Origin of the sequence: Granulicella pectinivorans (assembly GCF_900114625.1) — a bacterium.
GTDB lineage: Bacteria > Acidobacteriota > Terriglobia > Terriglobales > Acidobacteriaceae > Edaphobacter > Edaphobacter pectinivorans.
The window spans coordinates 3,119,307-3,139,260 of the sequence record NZ_FOZL01000001.1 but is presented as its reverse complement, the minus strand read 5'-3'; the positions used below and the strand labels follow the sequence as shown (position 1 = coordinate 3,139,260).

General features: G+C 63.0%; 15 protein-coding genes. 5 read left to right on the top strand and 10 right to left on the bottom strand.

The annotated features are described in order from the left end of the window. The first annotated feature begins 2 nt into the window (after positions 1 to 2). Positions 3 to 3,926 carry a chromosome segregation protein SMC gene (gene smc / locus BM400_RS12350; protein ID WP_089839440.1) on the top strand — a complete coding sequence of 1,308 codons (3,924 nt, stop codon included), beginning with the start codon at positions 3 to 5 and terminating at the stop codon, positions 3,924 to 3,926. A gap of 42 nt (positions 3,927 to 3,968) precedes the next feature. Here the strand turns inward: smc and BM400_RS12345 are convergent, their stop codons facing one another. The 4 genes from BM400_RS12345 to BM400_RS12330 form a co-directional block, all read right to left on the bottom strand. Next, a complete protein-coding gene (locus tag BM400_RS12345; RefSeq protein ID WP_217644111.1) occupies positions 3,969 to 4,553 on the bottom strand; it encodes a PepSY-associated TM helix domain-containing protein in 585 nt (194 codons plus the stop codon). A gap of 64 nt (positions 4,554 to 4,617) precedes the next feature. Then, positions 4,618 to 6,153, bottom strand: a complete 1,536-nt coding sequence (locus BM400_RS12340) for a DUF2271 domain-containing protein (RefSeq protein ID WP_089839438.1) — start codon at positions 6,151 to 6,153, stop codon at positions 4,618 to 4,620. Positions 6,154 to 6,187: 34 nt separating this feature from the next. Then, the gene (locus BM400_RS12335) at positions 6,188 to 6,991 is read right to left on the bottom strand and encodes an EF-hand domain-containing protein (RefSeq protein ID WP_175529008.1); all 804 of its coding nucleotides are present in this window, start codon (positions 6,989 to 6,991) and stop codon (positions 6,188 to 6,190) included. A gap of 410 nt (positions 6,992 to 7,401) precedes the next feature. Further along, entirely contained in the window at positions 7,402 to 8,760 is a 1,359-nt protein-coding gene (locus BM400_RS12330) for an APC family permease (RefSeq protein ID WP_089839436.1), read from the bottom strand. A gap of 43 nt (positions 8,761 to 8,803) precedes the next feature. On the opposite strand from BM400_RS12330, the gene BM400_RS12325 reads away from it, so the two are divergent. The 4 genes from BM400_RS12325 (at position 8,804) to BM400_RS12310 (ending at position 12,892) form a co-directional block, all read left to right on the top strand. Beyond that, positions 8,804 to 10,858: a glutaminase family protein gene (locus tag BM400_RS12325; protein WP_089839435.1), complete on the top strand. Its 2,055-nt coding sequence runs from the start codon at positions 8,804 to 8,806 to the stop codon at positions 10,856 to 10,858. Positions 10,859 to 11,051: 193 nt separating this feature from the next. Continuing rightward, positions 11,052 to 11,957: a phosphoribosylaminoimidazolesuccinocarboxamide synthase gene (locus BM400_RS12320; RefSeq protein ID WP_089839434.1), complete on the top strand. Its 906-nt coding sequence runs from the start codon at positions 11,052 to 11,054 to the stop codon at positions 11,955 to 11,957. Further along, positions 11,957 to 12,565: a CvpA family protein gene (locus BM400_RS12315; protein ID WP_089839433.1), complete on the top strand. Its 609-nt coding sequence runs from the start codon at positions 11,957 to 11,959 to the stop codon at positions 12,563 to 12,565. Before BM400_RS12320 ends, BM400_RS12315 begins: the two co-directional genes overlap by 1 nt. Positions 12,566 to 12,613: 48 nt before the next feature. Continuing rightward, on the top strand, positions 12,614 to 12,892 hold the full coding sequence (locus BM400_RS12310; protein WP_089839432.1) for a helix-turn-helix domain-containing protein: 279 nt from the start codon (positions 12,614 to 12,616) through the stop codon (positions 12,890 to 12,892). 99 nt (positions 12,893 to 12,991) lie between these two features. On the opposite strand, the gene BM400_RS12305 is transcribed toward BM400_RS12310, so the two are convergent. The 6 genes from BM400_RS12305 to BM400_RS12280 all read right to left on the bottom strand — a co-directional run bounded on the left by BM400_RS12305 (position 12,992) and on the right by BM400_RS12280 (position 19,951). Then, positions 12,992 to 13,750 carry a TIGR00266 family protein gene (locus tag BM400_RS12305; protein WP_089839431.1) on the bottom strand — a complete coding sequence of 253 codons (759 nt, stop codon included), beginning with the start codon at positions 13,748 to 13,750 and terminating at the stop codon, positions 12,992 to 12,994. 67 nt (positions 13,751 to 13,817) lie between these two features. Then, entirely contained in the window at positions 13,818 to 14,516 is a 699-nt protein-coding gene (locus BM400_RS12300; RefSeq protein WP_089839430.1) for a glycosyltransferase family 2 protein, read from the bottom strand. 62 nt (positions 14,517 to 14,578) lie between these two features. Then, positions 14,579 to 16,216 carry a sensor domain-containing phosphodiesterase gene (locus BM400_RS12295; RefSeq protein ID WP_089839429.1) on the bottom strand — a complete coding sequence of 546 codons (1,638 nt, stop codon included), beginning with the start codon at positions 16,214 to 16,216 and terminating at the stop codon, positions 14,579 to 14,581. Between the two features lie 464 nt (positions 16,217 to 16,680). After that, positions 16,681 to 17,826 carry a radical SAM protein gene (locus BM400_RS12290; protein WP_089839428.1) on the bottom strand — a complete coding sequence of 382 codons (1,146 nt, stop codon included), beginning with the start codon at positions 17,824 to 17,826 and terminating at the stop codon, positions 16,681 to 16,683. Continuing rightward, positions 17,823 to 19,208 (bottom strand): glycosyltransferase family 87 protein, encoded by a 1,386-nt coding sequence (locus BM400_RS12285; protein ID WP_089839427.1) that lies wholly within the window; start codon positions 19,206 to 19,208, stop codon positions 17,823 to 17,825. Before BM400_RS12285 ends, BM400_RS12290 begins: the two co-directional genes overlap by 4 nt. Further along, the gene (locus tag BM400_RS12280; protein ID WP_089839426.1) at positions 19,205 to 19,951 is read right to left on the bottom strand and encodes a TIGR04282 family arsenosugar biosynthesis glycosyltransferase; all 747 of its coding nucleotides are present in this window, start codon (positions 19,949 to 19,951) and stop codon (positions 19,205 to 19,207) included. Before BM400_RS12280 ends, BM400_RS12285 begins: the two co-directional genes overlap by 4 nt. Positions 19,952 to 19,954: the final 3 nt, after the last annotated feature.

Sequence of the window (19,954 nt, the reverse complement as noted above, 5' to 3'; positions counted from 1 at the left end):
CGATGCTTAAGCTCAAAAAGGTCCAGATCCTCGGCTTCAAGTCTTTCTGCGACCGCACTGAAGTCCAGCTCTCCGGCTCCGGCATCGCGGCCATCGTCGGCCCCAACGGCTGCGGCAAGTCCAATATCTCCGACGCCATCACCTGGGTTCTCGGGGAACAGAGCGCAAAATCGCTGCGCGGCATCAAGATGGAAGACGTCATCTTCGCCGGCACGCGCGACCGGAAACCCACCGGCATGGCCGAGGTCTCGCTGACCCTCGTCGATCCCGAGGTTTATGACAACAACGCCCTGGATGACGAGGAGGAGGCTGACCCCAACGCCGCCATCACACCCATCTCCGGCGACTGGGACGAGACAGAACTGCGTAAGCAGCGCGCCCAGGAGACCGAGGACGCCGTCGCCGAGGCCCAGCCCGGTACCATTCTGGAAGGCGAGTTCAAATCCACCGCTGCCGTTCCCGTTCCCGACCCCAATATCCCCGAGCCAAACGTTGAGCTGAACGCCGCCGGCATCCCAAACCAGCAGGTCGTCCTCAAGATCCGCCGCCGCAAGTTCGGGCGCACGCCCATTCGCGCCGGCGAGCTCACCATCACGCGGCGCCTCTTCCGCTCCGGCGACTCCGAGTATCTGCTCAACGGCAAAATCTGCCGTCTCCGCGACATCCAGGACATCTTCATGGGCACCGGTCTGGGTGGCGAAAGCTACGCCATCATCGGCCAGGAACGCATCGGGCAGCTCCTCTCCTCGAAGCCTGCCGACCGCCGCGGCATCATCGAAGAGGCTGCCGGCATCACCCGCTTCAAGACCAAGAAGCGCCTTGCCGAGCTGCGGCTCGAATCAGCCAAACAAAACCTCTCGCGCGTCAACGACATCTTCGAAGAAGTGACCAAACAGATGGGCACGCTGAAGCGCCAGGCCGCCAAGGCTGAGCGCTACGGTGCCCTCCGCGACGAACTTCGTACCCGCCTGCGTGTCGTTCTCGCCAGCCGTATCGCCCAGTTCGACGCCGACCAGACAGCAACTAATAGCCGCATCGCGAGCCTCGCGACACAGATCGATGCGCAGGCCGCCGACCTGGAAACGATGGATGCGGAGCACACCGAGGGCGTGCGCCACGGCTACGCGCTCGACCAGCAGATTCGCGAGACCAACACCGCCGCCAACCAAACCGCCGTGGAGCTCGAGCGCGTCACCGCACGTGCCGCCGGCAACAAAGACCGCGTTGCAGAGCTCACCAGCCGCATCGCCCAGGGGCAGGACGACCTCGCCGCCGCCCGCGCCCAGCTTGCCGCGCTGGCCGGCGATCTGGAAAAGCACAAGTCGTTCGCAGAGACCGCCAGCGCGGAGTCCGCGCAGTCCCGTGCCGAAGCTCAGAAGCAGCAGCAGCTCGCGCAGGAGGGCGTCCGCGCTCTGCAATCGGCGGAGCAGCAGGCCGAGCAGAACCGCCGTCAGATCCTCCAACTCGTCCAGCGCGTCTCGCAGACACGCAATGAAGAGACGCAGGCCGCAGCCGCCCTCGCCGGTCTCGAACGTGAGTCCGAGCGGCTTGAGTCAGAGTCCGAGCACGCCCGTCAGGAACTGGGCACGCTTGGCCTGCAGCGCGGCCAGGTACGCCTGTCGCACGAGGATGTCACTGCACGCCTCAAGCGCCTGGAAGCCGAGATCGCCACGCACCGCGCGGAGCTCGATAAGGCTCGCCAGGAAGAGACTGCCAGCAAGCGACGTGGCGACCAACTGCGCGGCGAACAGGCGACACTCAACGGCCGCCGTAACGCGCTCGAAGCCCTCATCCGCGAGCACAGCTACTCCACCGACACGGTGCGTAATATCTTCCGCGCCCACACCAACCGCGCCAAGCAGAACCCCGGTGCACCCACTTCTGCGCCCATCGGCACACTCGCCGACTTCCTCGAAGTGGATGGCCAGTACGAGTCCGTCGTCGACGAGTTCCTCCGCGAAGAGTTGAATTACATCGTCGTCCGCAACTGGCAAGACGCCGATAACTCGGTTCAGCTTCTTCAGAAAGAAGTCGCCGGTCGCGCGACCTTCCTGGTCGCCAACCAGAACGCTCACATCGGCGACATTGCCCCGCTCAACTTCTCTGCCCCCGAGGGTGTCGTCTCGCTTCGCGATTCCATCCGCATCAAGGGTCCCGAAGGCGTGGACAACTTCCCTGCCCTTGTCGAATCCCTGCTGCCACGTCTTCGCAATGGGTACATCACGCCGGACTCCGAGACCGCCCGCTCGCTCGCCGCGCAGTATCCGCAGGCTTTCTTCCTCGCTCCCTCCGGCGAGAGCTTCCAAAGCCTTACTGTGACGGGTGGGCGCCCTTCGTCGCAGGGGCCGCTGGCCCTCAAGCGTGAGCTCAACGACGTCCAGAATAAGGTCAACACGGCCCAGACCGCTCTTGCCGCGACCGACAAGGCCACCGCCGAGTTCCAGCATCAGATCGCGGACCTTAACGCGCAGATCGAGAACCTCACCCACGAGCGCCGCGACGCCGAGCGCGAATCCGCCAACTCCGGCGCAGCCCTGCGCCAGATGGAGCAGGAGGTCGCTCGTCTCGAGCGGCGGCTGGAAGAGTGGACGCTCTCGGCCTCGCGCAACAAAGACGCACGCAACCAGAAGTCCGACCTCATTGCGCGTCGCCAGGGCGAAGCTGAAGCACTCGAAGCGGAGCGCACGGCACTCGACGTCAAGCTGGGCGATCTGCAGGCGCAGTTGGAAGAGCTGCGCTCCGAACGTGAACATCTGCAGCAGGCCGCCGCAGCCGCGTCGTCGGCTCTTGCCGCACTTGAGGAGCGCCGTCGCAACGCTGCCGCGAACCTCGAACAAACCGCACGCCTCTACGCCAATCAGGAGCAGCGCATCAATCAGCTCTCCGGACAGCTTGAGGCCGCAGCGAACGAGAAACAGCGCCGCGAAGAGGAGACCGGAGCGCTCGCCGTGCAGCAGGAAGAACTCTTCGAGGCGCGCGCCACTGCGGTCGCCAATGCGCAGCGCCTCACCGCCGAAGCGGCCCAGTTGCGCACTGCGATGAACGCACTGGATGCGAAGTTGCGCACGCTGCGTACCGAGACCGAAGCACTGCGGGAATCGCGAGCCACGCTGACAGCGCGAGCGGCGCGTCTGGCCGCGGACATCGAGCACCTGGAAGCGACCAGTCTTAACGACCTGGCTGTCCCCGCTGCCGATCTTCGCGCCGATGAGACCATCGTCCGCATCGAAGGCGAGACCCTCACCTTCGAAGAGACCGAGTCGCGTGAATTGAAGAAGCGCCTGGAAGCGATGGGCCCGGTCAACATGATGGCGCTCGAGGAGTACAACGAGACCGCTGAGCGTCACGGATTCCTCGAGACACAGCGAAAGGATCTGCTCGACGCGATCGCCAATACGCAGGAGTCCATCAAGGAGATTGACGATGTGTCGCGCGTGAAGTTCGAAGATGCATTCAAGATCATCAACGATAACTTCTCCGTGACCTTCACGAAGCTCTTTGGTGGTGGCGCAGCCTTCATGAAGCTGACCGAGCCCGAGAACACAAGTGAGTCCGGCATCGACATCGTGGCCTCGCCTCCAGGCAAGAAGATGCAGAACATTCTTCTGCTTTCGGGCGGCGAGAAGGCTCTGACCGCTCTCTCGCTGCTGGTGGGTATCTTCCAGTTCCAGCCCGCACCCTTCTGCGTACTGGACGAGGTCGACGCTCCGCTGGACGAGACCAATGTGGGCCGCTTCGCCAAGCTGATTGCCGAAATGTCCGCGACGACGCAGTTCGTGGTCATCACTCACTCCAAGCGCACCATGAGCCAGGCGGATGTCATCTATGGCGTGACGATGCAGGAGCCTGGTGTGTCGAAGGTCGTCAGTGTCAACCTGGGTGCGGGCAATCGCAGCCGCGACAATGAGCCGCGACGCGTTGCGTAAACGGCCATGGGGCGGTGGATGACTCCACCGCCCCAATTCTTTTTACGGCACGAACCTGGCCCAGGCGATCCAGAGCAGAACTGCTCCGATCGCTCCGACGATCAGCCCGGCTGTGCGTCGCTTGTAGACAAAGAAGAGTAGAAGAAGCCCGGTCAGAGACACCAGCGTCAGCAACACGGCGGAGACGTCGATCACCCATCCCCACGCCTTGCCTGCATCGCGTCCCTTGTGGAGATCGTTCATCACCGCGACGAAGCCGTTGCTGGTGATGGTCAGGTCGTAGTGATTGCTGTCGCGGTCGATGAATGCGTCTGCCGCATAACCCGGGGCCTTGAAGCTGACCGCGACCTGCTGGTCGTCCACACGGAAGTCGGACACCTCCCCGTGCAGCTTTTCGCTGGAACGAAGTCGCTCCGCGATCTCAAGCTTGCCGACTTCCCCGGTTGTTGGTCGGAGCCAGTCGTGCGGGAGCGAGCCCGTGCGCTGGACCGTGCGTTGCTGATTGGCAAACCACTCCGCGTGATTCAGCGTGAGGCCCGTGACCGCGAAGAAAAGAATGACGGCGAACGAGACCATCGAGAGATAGATATGCAGCCAGCGCGAGACGATCGCGGTCTGCTTGCGCACACGCACCGAGAGTGGAATCGGTGCGCGTGGCCTGGTCGCTGGGGTAACAGCAGGTTCGCTCGTATTACTTGGCATGGGCACCGTAGTCCAGGGTGACGCCGCCTATCTCGGTGCCGCCCGGCAGGGTCACCTGCCTCGCTGTCCGGCCGTCGAAGTCGATCTCCTGCCGGATGATCTGATAGGAACCATGCTCGCGAGCGGCCTCGATGCAGATCGTGTAGTGACCGGGTTTCACGGGCTTGCCCGCGTTGTCCTTACCATCCCAGCGGAGGGTGTACTTGCCCGGGGGACGGGTCGCGGAGCTGATGGTCGTGGAAAGATCCGTTCCCTCGGCGAGGGCGCGGATCTGATCGTCGTGATACCAGCTTTTCAGGTCAGGCAACCAGCGAGCCTTCTCGAACCAGAGCGCGATAGTCTTGACCGGGAAGTGGTCCTTGTCCTCGACCCAGACCGAGACGTAAGGGCGGCGATAGCGGGGGTCGCTGATGCGCGCAAGTTCCAGCGTGATCAGGAGATCGAGTTGTGCGGGAGCGGTGGCACGCGAGATGTAAGCGGCGCGAACAATATGGGGAGCCTGCTGCAAGGACCAGCCGGGGCTTGCGACGCGGCTGCCATCAGGAAGCACAAGCATGTAGTCCACGTGGCGCATACGGGCTGCGAGCGCTGCCGTCTCCGCGGGCTGCATCACGGCAAAGGCCGTTGCGAGCGCACCTGCTTCGACGGCGTCCTGTGCAATCACCGTCGCGCTGGCGACGTGCAGGGCGGGCTCCGCGGTGCGCGGATCGAAGAGATGTGAGATATGCTGACCGTCGATCGTGACGCCACGGCGGTAGCCTCCGCTGGTGGCCACGGCTCGATTTTGAATATGCAACAGATCGAGTGGCGTATCGTTTTCGGCATCGGCAGCGGGATCGGCAATGGCGACCCGCTCCGTCAGGGCTCCGCGCGCTACGAGATCGCCGCCGAGGTTAAGCAGCACTCCGGTCGCGCCGGAAGCCAGGGCAGCATCTGCAGCGCGTCCTGCGATGTAGCTTTTGACAAAGCTGTTCAACGCGATGGGAGCGTCGTCGAGATGCACCGCTGTCCCGGCTGCGCGATCGATGCGCCAGTGCTCCGCCTGCATGGTACGGACGGCCGTTTCCCGTTCGCGGGTCGTAGGCGGACGCTGTTCGAGCGCGGCGTTCTTCCAGAGCTTCGTCGCGGTCTCTGCTGAAGCGTCCAGCGCTCCATCGGTCTGCGTGCGCCATGCGTCGAACAGCGAAAGCACTTCGATCAGTTCAGAGGAGACCTTCTCTGCCGTTCCGCGCGTTGCCAGCCAGTGCGAGAACTCGCTATCGGGACTCCAGGCGCTGAGGATGCGGTTGCAACGCTCGATCTCGACGAGCACGGCCGACTCCGCGCGCACGGCCGAAGCGGCGTCTGAAGTCTTCAGCTTCAGCCCCAGCGAGGTGCCGAGAACGTTCTCGTGATGGAACACACGCACGCCGGTGTTCTCATCTTCGGCGGTCGTGTTGCGTGGGCTCTGCGCTGCAACGCCGAAGGGGGCCATTCCCTGGGCCGACACCGCGGCAAGTGCCAGACTCCAAAATACTTTTCGCATCGTTCACTCCATCGTTCCGGTTTGGTTCTGCGGTTTAGCGCTGTGGTGTCTGTGCGGAAAAGAAAGCGATCAACTCGTCGCGATCCAGAAAACCGTCACCGTTCTTGTCCAGCGTGGCGAACTGCTCCTGCATGCGATCCGGAGCTTCTGCCTTCGCGATCTTCCCGTCTTTGTTCGTATCCCATTCGTCGAGCATGTGCGCGACGCGGTCGGCCACGGTCATCTGGCGCATCTTCGTTTCGTCTGCCGCGAGTGCTCCATCGCCATTCAAGTCAAGCATTTTCAATGCGATAGAGGCGTTAGCGAGCTCGGCGGGGGAGAGGATGCCGTCGTGGTCGGTGTCGATGGCGTTTAGGATTGGATCCATGCGAGTGGCCTGACCAGTGCGGTCGGCGCGGCCGCGTGGGCCGCTCTGCTTCCTGACCGAGGCGCGGATTTCGTCGGGGGTCAACTTGCCGTCGTGGTCGGTGTCGGCGCGGGTGAAGAGGCCTTGCATACGCTCCGGCACTTCGTTCGCGGTCAGGACGCCATCGCCGTTCGTGTCGAGGAGCATCATCTGCTGGACGAGGGCTTCGGGGTCCTGTCCCGCGGGGGCGGCCTGACTGGGGAGGTACTCGAGTGAGGTGAGTCTGCCGTCGCCGTCGGTATCCAACTTCAACAAAACACTGGGTGCGGCGGCGATCTCCGCGGGCGAGAGCACGCCGTCGTGATCGGTGTCCAACGCAAGCAGGACGGGACGCGGCGCGGCGGGGCGGACTCCGCCTCCCTGGGCATAGGCAAAGGTGCTAAACGCAACAAAACACACCAACTCGAGGCCGACTAAACGTACGGTACGCATCAACGCTCCTTGGGAAAATGGTCGTCTGACGTTCCACTCAGACTGCTTTTTCAATATACGACAGGAGTGGTCGGATATTGAACACCGGGCGGAAAAAAGTGATGCCTTCGCATGCATAGACGCGCCTTTGCGGAAGGAGTCCACACGCCGATTGGTCCGTCCAGTTTTCGCTTTTTACCTAGACCTCTTGGTATTTTGTGCCGATCTCACCACAGAATGTGCGTGTTTGACACACGCCTAAGTCGTTGAAAAGAATCGCCTTCGGCATTTGTGGGGTTTTGTGGTGAATTTCCGGGTTTTATGGGGTTTTCTTCGGGTTTCTTCGGGTTTTACCTGCAGTTTTCGGGATGGTAAAACGTGGTGACATGCATGGAAAACGTGGCCGTCGGGACCACATTTGCTGGTGCGCTTCACGCAGAGGCTGTGTGTCGTCTTTGGTACAGACGATGGACCGGCCAGCCGAGGAGGATGACGGCCATGCCGGCAAGGGACTCGCGGGGCTGGTCGTGGATGGAGAAGGCGAGGAGGACTGCCGCCGAGAGGATGAAGAGCGCCGGCACCATGGGGTATCCCCAGACGCTGAAGGGGCGGGTGTTGGCGGCGTCGCGGCGGCGGAAGACGAAGATGGTGCTGGCGGTGAGGGCGTAGAACATCCACTCCGAGAAGATGGCGAGGGAGAAGAGGGCCTGGAAGCGGCCGATCAGCAAGAGAAGCAAAGAGGCGAGAACGGCCTGGAGGATGAGGGAGTGGGACGGCGTCTTGAACCTGGGCTGGACGAAGGCGAGGGAGCGGAAGAAGAGACCGTCGCGGGCTGCGGCGAAGGGGACGCGTGCTCCTGAGAGAGCCGAGCCGACGAAGGTGGCGCAGATGCTGACGGCCATGCCCACCGAGACGAGACCGGCTCCCCAGTGTCCGGCTACGAGGCGCATGGCGTCGGCTGCAGGGCGTTCGGCTGCGGCGATGACGTGCGCAGGCAGGAGGTACTGGATGGCGGCGTTGGTGAGCATGTAGAGAGCGCCTACGATGCCTACGCCACCGATGAGGGCGAGGGGCAGACTCTTTTCGGGACGCTCGATCTCGCCGGCCATCTGGCTGACGTCGCTCCATCCGTCGTAGGCCCAGAGGGCTGCGATGAGCGCGACCATGAAGCCGGAGAAACCACCCCGCGCTCCGATGAAGACGGTGCTGAAGTTGTTCCAGTTGCCATGATGACCGGCGGCGAAGAAGCAGAAGCCAGCGATGACGAGGATGAGGAGACCCTTGAGCCAGGTGAGGACGAGTTGCACGTTGCCGGCCTTGCGGGTGCCGATGATGTTGAGCCAGGTGATGAGCCAGGTGGCGGCGATGGCGAAGAGCTGGCTCCAGAGCAGGGGGCCGATGGCCGGGGTGTTGAGGAAGGCGAAGATGTCGAAGGTGCCGAGGACACGCATGAGGCCGGCAGCGATGGTGGCGATGGAGGCGGGCTTGGCGATGGTGATCCAGGTCCACATGTAGAGAAAGGCGACGGTGTCTCCGTAGGCCTCGCGGAGGAAGGCGTATTCGCCGCCGTAGCGGGGCCGCATGGCAGCGATCTCGGCGTAGGTCATGGCGCCGAAGAGCGAGAGGAGTCCGCCGACGATCCAGACGGCGTAGACCATGCCGGAGCTTCCGACCGCGGCCATCATCTCGCGGGGCACGAGAAAGATGCCGCTGCCGATGATGATGCCAACGACGATGGACGTGGCATGGGCCACGTTCAGGACGCGTGGAAGATCTTTCTGCGTTTCCATAGGATTGCCCAAAGGCTAGCACAGCCCGTATGCTTCTCCTCTCATGAGAATTGGCCGAATCGCCCTCCCCGCCCTCTTGTTTGCTGTCACGCTGATGGCTCAGAATCGCCCTCCTGCTACACCGCTGATTACGCACGATCCGTACTTCAGCCTGTGGTCGACGACGGATCATCTGACGGACTCGCCGACGAAGCACTGGACGGGACATGCGCAGCCTTTGACCTCGCTGGTGCGGATCGATGGCAAGGCGTTCCGGGTGATGGGGACCGATCCGCGTGGCGTTCCCGCGCTGCCGCAGACGTCGATGGAGCTTACGCCGACGCATACGCGGTATACGTTTGCGGGGTCTGGCGTGGAGATCGAGCTGAGCTTCTTTACGCCGGCGTTTCTGGATGACCTGGATGTGCTGTCGCGGCCAGTGACGTACCTGACCTGGACGGCGCACGCGACCGATGGAGCGGCACACCAGGTGGACGTGATGCTGGACGCAACCGCCTCGCTGGCGACGAGCTTTGAGGGCCAGCCGGTGACGACTTCGCGGCACACGATCAAGTCGGCTGAGGTGCTTTCGGTGGGGACGCGGGACCAGAGTGTGCTGAACCGTTCGGGCGACGACCTGCTGATCGACTGGGGCTACTTCCATCTGGTGGTTCCGAAGGACGAGCGCTCGTCTTCCTCGATTGCTTCGGGGGCGATGCGGTCGTTTGCAGAGACCGGCGTGCTGGGGATGGATGACGATCTTGAGGGTGCGGTTCCGGGCACACGTTCGGCTCCGCATTTGTCGGTGGTGCTGGGGCTTGGCTCGGTGTCAGCTGCTCCGGTTTCGTCGCACCTGATGGTGGCGTATACGGAAACGTTTTCAGTGCAGTTGATGCAGCAGAATCTGCGGCCTTACTGGCAGAGGAACAGGATGCCGGTGGCGACGATGCTGGATGCCGCGACGGCGGAGTATGCGGGGCTCGACGCGCGCGGGACGAAGTTCGATGCGGAGCTTACGGCTGACCTGACGAAGTCTGCGGGAGCGCACTATGCGTGGCTCTGCACGCTGTCGTATCGGCAGGCGATTGCAGCTCACAAGCTGGTGGCGGATGGCGATGGGCATCCGATGCTGTTTGCCAAGGAGAACTTCTCGAACGGCGATATGGCGACGGTGGATGTTTTGTATCCGTCTTCCCCTTTGTTTCTTTTCTTTAATCCGAAGCTGCTGGAGGCTCAGGTGCTTCCGGTCCTGGAGTATGCGGCGATGGCGAACCGGTGGAAGTTTCCGTTTGCTCCGCATGACCTGGGGCGGTATCCGCTGGCGAATGGACAGGACTACGGCGGCGGCGAGAAGACCGAAGAGGACCAGATGCCGGTGGAGGAGAGCGGCAATCTGCTGATCCTGGTGGATGCTGTCGCGCGGACGGAGCACAACACGGAGCTTGCGGCGCGGTTCTGGCCGCAGTTGACGCAGTGGGCGGAGTATTTGAAGCAGTATGGGCTGGATCCGGACCGGCAGTTGACGACGGACGACTTTGCAGGGCATGTGGCGCATAACGCGAACCTGTCGATCAAGGCGATCGATGCGCTGGAGGCGTATGCGGATCTGGCGAAGCTGCTGCGTCATGAGGCCGAGGCCAGGAGCTACGACAAGACAGCCAAGGAGTATGCGCAGAAGTGGATTGGGATGGCGAAGGAAGGCGACCACTATAAGCTGGCGTTCAACAGTCCGGGGACGTGGAGCCAGAAGTACAACCTGGTGTGGGACAAGCTGCTGGACTACAACCTGTTCCCCAAGGAAGTGCGGGAGACGGAGATTGCGTATTACCTGACGAAGATGAATGTGTATGGGCTGCCGCTGGATAGCAGGGCGGATTATACGAAGCTGGATTGGGAGCTTTGGACGGCTACTTTGGCGGATTCCAGAGCGCCGTTCGATGCGATGGTGGATCCGCTTTTCAAGTGGTCGAATGAGACCTCTTCGCGGGTTCCGCTGACGGACTGGTATGACACGAAGACCGGGAAACAGGTTGGGTTTCAGGCTCGGTCGGTGGTGGGCGGGTTGTTTATCAAGGCGCTGGCGGATCGTCCTTTGACGGAGAAGTGGCGGGCTAAGTGATCCATAGGCCGGTGATCGCTGTTCTGTGGGACGGGTGCCCTTCGCGGGCGGTCACGGGGCCTGCGGCACGGTCTTCGTGACTTGTATGCCGGTCGTGGCGCGATGATGTGGTGCGGGCCTTCCGCTGGCCGGCAAGGAATTCCAGAGGGCGTGAATTACCCTTAGCGTGCATGAGGGTGATACCGTTTTTGTAATGGCTGACGCTCTGCTTACGACCGACCTCTCCCCGCTTCCTTTGATTGCACGTGGCAAGGTGCGCGATATCTACGCGCTTGGCCCTGAACCTACGTCCGACCTGCTGTTTATTGCGACCGACCGGCTCTCGGCGTTCGATCATGTGCTGGCTACCGGGATTCCGGGGAAGGGACGGATTCTTACGCAGATCTCGGACTTCTGGTTCGAGTTTCTGGCGGATACGGTGGCGAATCATCTGCAGCCTCATCCTTCGGTGGAGACGCTGGCTCGTTTGAAGCCGTTTGAGGAGCAGGTGGCGGAGCGTTCGATGATCGTGCGGCGGGCGGAGATGTTCCCTGTCGAGTGCGTGGTGCGGGCTTATATCTCGGGGTCGGGGTGGAAGGATTACCAGACGACCGGGGGGATCTGCGGGATTCCGCTGCCGAAGGGGTTGAAGGAGTCGGACCGGCTGCCGGAGCCGATCTTTACGCCGGCGGCGAAGATCAATACGGGCGGGCATGACGAGAACATCTCGTATGACGCGGTTGTGCGTGCGGTGGGCCCTGAGATCGCGGGCAAGCTGCGGGACCTGACCCTCGCCATCTTCAGGAAGGCGAGCGCGCATGCGGCGTCGAAGGGCCTGATTCTGGCCGACACCAAGTTCGAGTTTGGCCTGATCGATGGCCAGATCGCGCTGTGCGACGAGGTGCTGACGCCGGATTCGAGCCGGTTCTGGCCGGCGGATCAGTATGCTCCGGGCGGGCCGCAGCCCTCGTTCGACAAGCAGTATGTGCGGGATTACCTGGAGTCGATTCACTGGAACAAGCAGGCTCCGGCGCCGGCGCTGCCACCGCTGGTGGTGGAACGGACGCTGGCGAAGTACATGGAGGCTTTTCACCTGCTGACAGGCCGGGCGGAGCTGTAATGCAACTGCCTGCTCCACAGACCTTCAATGCCTTCGACTGGCTGCTGGTGATTGTGCTGGTGTGGTCGACGGTGGCGGCGCTGCTGCGTGGGATTATCCGCGTGCTTTTTTCGTTTGCGGGGCTGATTGCCGGGATTCTGCTCGCCGGGTGGTTCTATGGGAACCTGGCGCTCTGGATGCATCCGTGGATTACGTCCAGGACGGCGGACGACATGATCGCGTTTGGGCTGATCGTGGTGGCGAGCATGGTGGTGTTCCATCTTGCGGGGGTGATTGCACGGCGAGGGGCGCGCATGGTGGGTCTGGGTCTGCCGGACAGGCTGCTGGGAGGGCTGTTCGGGTTCGCCCGGGGGTGCCTGCTGGGAGTCGCGGTGATGATGGCGGTGAGCGCCTTTGTACCGGGAACGACACTCGTGGCAAAAAGTAGGCTAACTCCCTATTTCCTAGATGGCGCACATGCGGTATCCTTCGTGGTACCGCACGACCTGCAAGAAAAGATCCTGCGAGGCGCCGAAGAGCTCAAGCACAACGCACCCCATTGGATCAAACAGCCCCAGACGTCGCACAATAGAATCTCGCATCGAATAAATCCGCACCCCGAGTCGTAGGCAGCGTTGGGTTGATGCATCGAAAAAAGAACGAATAGAAGGAATCCAGTGAAGCGCGAACTCGACGGTCTTATTACGCAGATGCACAATACCGGGGTCTCCTACAACGAGGCTGTCCGCCAGTTCAAGAAGCGGTACCTGCTGATGGTGCTCGCCAATCACAAGGGCAACCAGTGCAAGGCGGCCGAGGAGCTTGGCATGCATCGGAACACGCTGAGCCGCACGCTGGCGGAGCTGGATATGGACACGGCACAGATCCGCAGTGGGATGCGGCGGCCGGTGGCAAGCGAACGGCCCGCGCTGCGTAAGGTCGTCAACGAGCGGTAGATTGCGTTTGCGATTCCAGAGACATCGATTCCAGGGATAAAAAAGACGGATAAGGACAAGTGAAGGCTTGTTCTTATCCGTCTTTTTGTTTTTTGCTTCTTAGCGCACGTTGTTGAGGAGGGAGCCTACGATGCCGCCTACGACGCCGCCTTGGATGTTCTCGCGGCGGACTTCGCCGGGCATGTACTCCTGGAGCTCGTGGGCGAGGCGGGAGAGGGGGAGGGTCTGGAGCCAGACGCGGCCGGGGCCGGTGAGCGCGGCTAGGAAGATTCCGTCGCCGCCGAAGATCATGTTCTTGATGCCGGGGACGGTGGTGATCTGGAAAGAGACGGAGGCCTGGAAGGCACCGACGTGGCCGGGATGAACGCGGAGGGTTTCGCCGGGGCGGAGGTCCTTGACGATGAGCTCGCCGGAGAGCTCGAGCCAGGCGGTGCCGTAGCCGTGGATCTTCTGGAGGAGGAAGCCGTCGCCGCCGAAGATGCCGGCGCCGAGGGACTGCTGAAAGCCGACGCCGATCTGGATCTGCGAGGTGGCGCAGAGGAAGCCATGGCGGTGGACGAGGTACTCGTGGCCGGGGTTGACCTCAATGGGCACGATGTGGCCGGGGACCTTGGTGGCGAAGGCGACTTCGCCGGGTCCGCCGACGGCGCGGTACTCGGTCATGAAGAGGGTACCGCCGCCGGCGACGCGCTTGAGGACGCCGAAGAAGCCTCCACCACCGCCGAGCTGGGTGTGGGTGGTCATCTGGATGGTCTGGGTCATCCAGGAGAGCTCACCGGCCTCGGAGATGAGGGCGTCATTGCCCGATAGTGCGACTTCCAGGACTGGCATGGTGGTGCCGATAATACGACTCTGCATTGCATCTCCTCCGGCGTCGAAGCGCCTGTCGAACCTGTACGCAAGCAGGGTATCGCAAGTTCAACGGTCATGCCTTGCGGTTGAAGGTGACGCGGAAGAGGACTTCCATGATGCGGACGGCGGCTTTGGCGGAGGCCCGGAGGTCTCCGGAGACCTTGCTGATGCCGCCGATGCGCTTGCGGTAGTCGACGGGGATTTCGCGGATGCGGAGCTTCTTCTGGACGGCGCGGATCTGCATCTCGAGGTTCCAGCCGTAGGTGAGTTCGCTCATGCCGAGCTGGTCGAAGGACGAGCGGCGGATGGCTCGGAAGGGGCCCATGTCGGTGTAGCGGAAGCCCGAGGTGAGTTTGACGAGGGTGCCTACGAGATGGCCGGCGAAGACCTGCGAGCCGAGCATGGAGCCTTCTTCGCGCGTGCCCAGGAGGCGGGAGCCGAGGACGAAGTCAGCTTCGTTACGCTCGATGGGACCGATGAGCGCGGGGAGACCGGCGATGACGTCGGAGCCGTCTCCGTCCATGTAGACGAGGATGTCTGAGGTGGGGAGGGCGGCGAGTGAGCCGGCGAGGCAGGCGGCACCGTAGCCACGTTGGGATTGGATGACGCGGGCACCGGCGGCAGCGGCGATTGCAGCGGTGGCGTCGGTGGAGCCGTTGTCGACGACGATGCACTCGGCGATGAGGTTCCAGGGCATCTCGGAGACGACCTGGCCGATGGACTCATGCTCATTCAGAGCCGGGATGACGATGGAGATTTTCGAGGTACTCACGGGCTAAACACTATCAGATGCGTCGCGACGACTCACCCCGCGACGACTCACCCCGCGACGACTCACCCCGCGACGACGGGGTGAGTTGCCAGAGCTGCCTGCAGCTTCGCTTCGGTCTCCCGGAGCGCGTCCTCAAGCTGCTTGCGCTCGTCGATGTCTTCCACGCTGCCATACCAGCAGACGATCTGCCCGGCCGCGTCGAAGCGTGGGGCTCCGCGGGAGCGCATCCACTTCCAGCCGCCCTCACGATTCCGTACGCGGTACTCCACGCTGATGGGCAGTCCTGCCGCGATGAACTCGGCGATGGTGCGCTCGGTTGCGACGACGTCGTCCGGATGCAGGGCATCGAGCCAACCGTGATCGCGGGACTCCTCCTTGGTGAGGCCCGTGGTGCTCTCCCACTCGGGACTGACCTCGAGGGTCTTGCCCTCCGGGTCCATAATCCAGGGCGTCTGCGGATTGAACTCGACCATGTGCCGGTAGTGGTCTTCGCTCTCGCGGAGAGCCCGCACGGCGCGCTTGCGCTCCGTGACGTCGACCACCGCCATGGACACGCCGATGATCTCACCCTCTTCGTCGATCGCCGGCTGGTTGGAGAGAAGGAGTGCTCGCACGCCTTTGACTCCCGGGATTTCGGTCGTCACTTCGACCGCGGTTGCCCCTTCTCCATCGAGCACCTGGCGGATATAGGTTTCGACCTGCGCGAACTGTTCGGGCAGGACGTCTGCGACCGAGCGGGCGAGGTGGTCTTCGACGGGCAGGCCGTTCATCACGGCGAGCCTCTGGTTGAGGCTGACATAGCGCAGTTCCCTATCCAGGAAGGCCAGGCCTACCGGCGCTCCGTCGTAGACGGCCTGCAACTGGGCGAGACGCTGGGCGGGCAGACCATCGAAGTTCCGCATGGAGTTGCTGGCGAGCAGGGTCGAGAGGCCAAGGGAGATCTTTGGGCGCAGGATCGCCATGACGTCGGGCAGCTTCGCCGCTGGTACCGGCCTTCCAAAGAGCCAGCCCTGGCCGATCTCGCAGCCCATCCAGAGGAGCATCTCGGCCTGCTCCTGGGTCTCCACGCCCTCACCGACGGTGGTTAGCCCGAGGCTCTGCCCCAGGCCGATGACGGCGGCCACGATCTTGCGGCTTTCGCGCCTGTCCTTCATAGAGCTGACGAAGCTCTGGTCCACCTTGAGGTCGTCGAATGGGAGCGAATGAAGATGCAGAAGGCTGGAGTAGCCGGTGCCGAAGTCGTCGAGCGCCACCTTACAGCCCATGGCCTTGAGGTCGCTGACGATGGACTGTGCGGATTCGAGGTGCCCCATGAGTCCGCTCTCGGTGATCTCGACGATGATGCGATCCATCGCGAAGCCGGTCTGCTGCGACACACTGAGAATCTTCCCGGGCAGGGCCATGTCGTTCATCTGCACGGGCGAGATGTTCACCGAGAGGGTCAGGTGTTCGGGGATCGACGCGCCGATCATAAACGCTTTCTGGAGAATGCCGTCCATGAGTTCATCGATCCATCCCTCTTTCTCTGCGGAAGGGATGAAATCGTTGGGCGGGATCAGGCCCCTGGTGTGATGCTGCCATCGGGCCAGCACCTCGAATCCGGCCAACTGCCCCGTCCGCAATACGACCAACGGCTGGAAGAACGGAATGAACTCGTTCGCGTCCAATGCTCTGCGAATTTCGACGGCATCCATGTGCATGGAGGGATTGTAGCCGAAATCTTGAGCGTATTCGGGTCGCCTGTTTTCGTGGAGCGCGGTATTCGCGGGAAACTTTGCTCTGTGTGACGAGGGAGAACATTCCGGGAAACGTTTCGACGTTTCGAAGATCTTCAGTTGCCCGTCGATCGTGGGTTTACAGCCTTACGCATGCATCGATGAGAAACACTTTTGTTTCGGATCACGCGGGAGACACGGGTCGCATCGGAGTCCGAGAAGCACGGTTTGAGCGGGATGGGAAAAGAAAGACGGATAAGGACAGGCAACGGCCCCGGGCTGAAGCCCCCTTCTGTTGGTGGGCGGGGCGTGGGGCTAAAGCCCCACTCTCATTCCAAGGGCAAGGGCAGAAGCAAAGGCAAAAGCAAAAGCAGATCCCCTTCGGGAATGACAACCAAAGGGGCAATGGCAACAGGGATGGTCAGTGGACGAGGTGGGTTGAGAGTTCGTTAAAGGCTCCAGCGGAGGCCGCAGTTGGTGCAGGCGGGGGGTGGGGCGCTGGTCAGGAGGCCTTCGCGGAAGCGGACGTATTCGCCTCCGTTCCAGATATCGCGGAGCGAGGACTGGGTGGCGTCGCCGAGCGTGAAGGCTCCGTAGCCTTTCATGCTGAACGGGGCGATGCAACAGGGGAGGACGCGGCCGTTGGCGGTGATGTACATGAGCGACCAGGGGCGGCGGCAGAGGCTCCAGGGGGCGTCCGACTGCTGCATGCGGATGGACTCGCCGGGGTCGACGGCACCGGAGGCTGAGAACATGACGCCGAGTTCTTTGGCTACGTCTTCGGCTTCTTTGATGAGCGCCTCTTCGTCAGCGGTGGTGTGTTCGAAGAGTGCGGATTCGGCGCGGGCCATGGAGCCCTCGTTGGCCTCGCCGGAGTCGAAGAAGACGAGGCGTTGGAGGTAGACCTCGGTGACGCCGCACTCGTGGGCGAGGCGGACGAAGCTGGGGAGCTGGTCGACGGTTTCGCGGAGGCCGGTGAGCCACAGGGAGACGCGGGGCTTGGGGGCGTTGAGTTCGCGCTGGAGGCGGGTGAAGTTCTTGACGTTCTGAACGATCTTGGCGAAGAAGTCCTTGCCGCGCACCATCTGGTAGACCTCGGACTCGGCGGCGTCGAGGGAGACGCGGAGCTCGTCGAGGCCGGCTTCGATGAGGGCTCGACCGTTGGTGTCGTTGAGGAGGGTGCCGTTGGTGTTGAAGAGGACGTAGATGTTGCGGTCCTTGAGGTACTTGACGCGCTGGGCGATGTCCTTGACGAGCATGGGCTCGCCGATGCCGTGGAGGACGACGCGGGCGATGTTGGGGTACTGGTCGATGAGGGAGGTGAAGAGCTCCCAGGGCATGTCGGCTTCGGGCTCAAGCTGCTCGTAGGTGCGGGGGCAGGTGACGCAGAGGAGGTTGCAGCGGTTGGTGGTCTCGAGATAGAGGCAGACGGGCTCGGCGCTGGCGTGGCCGGTGAGTTCGGACTGGGAGCCGGGCTTCTGGAAGTACTTTCGCATCGCGTTCTTCTCTTCCTCGGCCTTCTGGGCGGCGGGAGAGAGGACTTCGGGCTCGGCGAGAAGATCGGACGGCGGAAGGATCGGGAGGAGGCTGCTCATACGTTGATCTCCTTGGATGCAGGAAAGGCCGGACGTGCGAAGAGGGCTGGGCGGAAGGGCTTGAGGGCGTTCCACGCCAGATGGAGCAGGACTGCCATCAGGGTAACGCCGTAGAGCCACTTGTTGAGATAGAACATTTTGGGACCGGGGTCGGCCCACCAGGTGGTGTAGCCATAGAAGAAGGCCATGAGGTAGGTCGCGAGGGGAAGGTTGGGGATGAGGCAGAAGAACGGGATGAGCCAGGCGATGTACCAGCCGTAGTGCGGCGAGAAGAGGATCATGAGGGCGAAGGCCAGGGCGAAGGCTGGGCGGAGGAAGGCACCGCCGCGTTCGAGGCTGATGCTGAAGGCCCAGAGGGAGATGCCGGCGAAGATGAGTGCGCAGAGGGCGAGGAAGATGCCGTTCGAGAGCCAGTGGAAACCGGCGGTCTTCTGGGCGAGTTCGAGGAGGAAGTAGCGGGTGCCGGTGTCGAGGCCCTCCTCTTTGGCGTAGCCGTTGAAGAAGCTGAAGATGAGCATGCCGGCGGAGGAGTAGCAGGCGTATCCGGCGGCGATGGTGGCGGTCATGGCGGCGGGCATCTTCCAGTCGCCCTTGCGGTAGAGGGCTGGGAAGAGGACGAGGGGGTAGATCTTGGTGATGACGGCGAGGCCGAGGAAGACGCCGGTGAGGACGCGGGAGTCTCGGAAGCGGTAGAGGAGGGCGAGGGCGATGAAGGTGATGGCAATGGCATCGAGGTGGCCTCCGCCGCCGAACTCCCAGGTGAGGAGTGGGCACCAGGCGAAGAGGAGGACCTGTTCGCGGGGGCGGCCAAGGGCGGTGAGGAGACGGATGAGCGCCCAGCAGGTGAGGCCTTCGAAGAGGACCATGAAGAATTTGAAGCAGGTGACGGTGGGGCTGACCGCGGTGATGAGGTAATCGACCCACTGGGCGGCGGGCGGGTAGATGGTGCGGGCGTACTCCTTGCGGTTGATGTTCTCGTAGATGTCGCTGTAGTTCTTCTGGAGGTTGGCGAGGGCGTGGTCGGCCGGGAGGTAGCGGTAGGGGTTGATGCCGGCGTGCTGTACGATGCCGTCCCAGACGTAGCGGTAGATGTCGGTGGAGGAGAAGGGTGGGGCGAAGATGGTGACGAGATTGCACGCGATGGCCACGGTCCAGAGGATACGCATGGTCCACCTGTCGGCGGGCTGGGTGAGGACGAGGAAGCAACTGGCGAGGTAGAGGACGGCCATGGAGCTGGAGGTGCCGGAGAAGCCGATCCAGAACGCGTGCGACTCGCGGACGTACTGGCCGGAGAACCAGAAGAGAGCCGCGCCCAGGAGGGCGAGGGCGATGTTGGTGTGCCAGGGTTTTGCGTCTGCCCAGTGGGGTGTGGTGGTGCTCAACGTGCTTGCTCCATGTCTTCGAGGAATGTGTGGGTGTGCGGGGCGGCGTAGCCGGGGAGGGTGGTGAAGGGGGGCGGGGTGGCTTCGAGGAGCTCCGCGCGGAGGACGGCGAGGGTGGCACCGTCGTCGACGTCGTACCAGGTGGGCAGGAGGACGAGCTCGATGCCGGCGGCTGCGATGCGTTCGATGGTTTCGGCGCAGACGACGGAGGTGGACCAGGTGATGTTTTGGAAGGGCTCGGGGTGTGCCTGCTTGAGGCCGATGAGGTAGTAGCCGCCGTCGTCGGAGGGGCCGAGGACGATGCGGTCGCCGGGTTGGGCGAGGGCTTCGGCGGCCTGGGCGAAGGCCGCGGCGGGGACTGTGGGGGAATCGGAGTCGATGAGGCAGACGGAGCCGAAACCGGTGCTGAGGATGTCCTGGGCGGCGGCGAGGAGGCGTTCTCCGAAGGTGCCTTCTCGCTGCGGGATAAGGGCGAAGGAGGGCGGCAGGAGGGTGTCGAAGAGGCTTTCATCGCCCACGGGGGTGTAGCAGACGAGGCCGGCGGCGGCTTCGATGGAGTCGATGTTCTGGGTGGTGTCCTTGAGGAAGCAGATGTTGAGGGCCGCGGACTGATCGAGGGTGAGCGGGGGCGCGAGGCGGGTTTTGACCTTGCCGGGGCGGGGTGCCTTGGCCATGACGGCAAGGGCACAGAGGCCGGAGCGTGACTGGTCCGGCTGGCCTGCTTTTAGAACGGGGTAACTCATTCC

What these genes read in the sequence shown, in the direction of transcription:
- smc (WP_089839440.1), top strand. Translation starts at nt 3, where the DNA reads ATGCTTAAGCTCAAAAAGGTCCAGATCCTCGGCTTCAAGTCTTTCTGC.
- BM400_RS12340 (WP_089839438.1), bottom strand. Translation starts at nt 6,153, where the DNA reads ATGCGAAAAGTATTTTGGAGTCTGGCACTTGCCGCGGTGTCGGCCCAG.
- BM400_RS12335 (WP_175529008.1), bottom strand. Translation starts at nt 6,991, where the DNA reads ATGCGTACCGTACGTTTAGTCGGCCTCGAGTTGGTGTGTTTTGTTGCG.
- BM400_RS12330 (WP_089839436.1), bottom strand. Translation starts at nt 8,760, where the DNA reads ATGGAAACGCAGAAAGATCTTCCACGCGTCCTGAACGTGGCCCATGCC.
- BM400_RS12325 (WP_089839435.1), top strand. Translation starts at nt 8,804, where the DNA reads ATGAGAATTGGCCGAATCGCCCTCCCCGCCCTCTTGTTTGCTGTCACG.
- BM400_RS12320 (WP_089839434.1), top strand. Translation starts at nt 11,052, where the DNA reads ATGGCTGACGCTCTGCTTACGACCGACCTCTCCCCGCTTCCTTTGATT.
- BM400_RS12315 (WP_089839433.1), top strand. Translation starts at nt 11,957, where the DNA reads ATGCAACTGCCTGCTCCACAGACCTTCAATGCCTTCGACTGGCTGCTG.
- BM400_RS12305 (WP_089839431.1), bottom strand. Translation starts at nt 13,750, where the DNA reads ATGCAGAGTCGTATTATCGGCACCACCATGCCAGTCCTGGAAGTCGCA.
- BM400_RS12295 (WP_089839429.1), bottom strand. Translation starts at nt 16,216, where the DNA reads ATGCACATGGATGCCGTCGAAATTCGCAGAGCATTGGACGCGAACGAG.
- BM400_RS12290 (WP_089839428.1), bottom strand. Translation starts at nt 17,826, where the DNA reads ATGAGCAGCCTCCTCCCGATCCTTCCGCCGTCCGATCTTCTCGCCGAG.
- BM400_RS12280 (WP_089839426.1), bottom strand. Translation starts at nt 19,951, where the DNA reads ATGAGTTACCCCGTTCTAAAAGCAGGCCAGCCGGACCAGTCACGCTCC.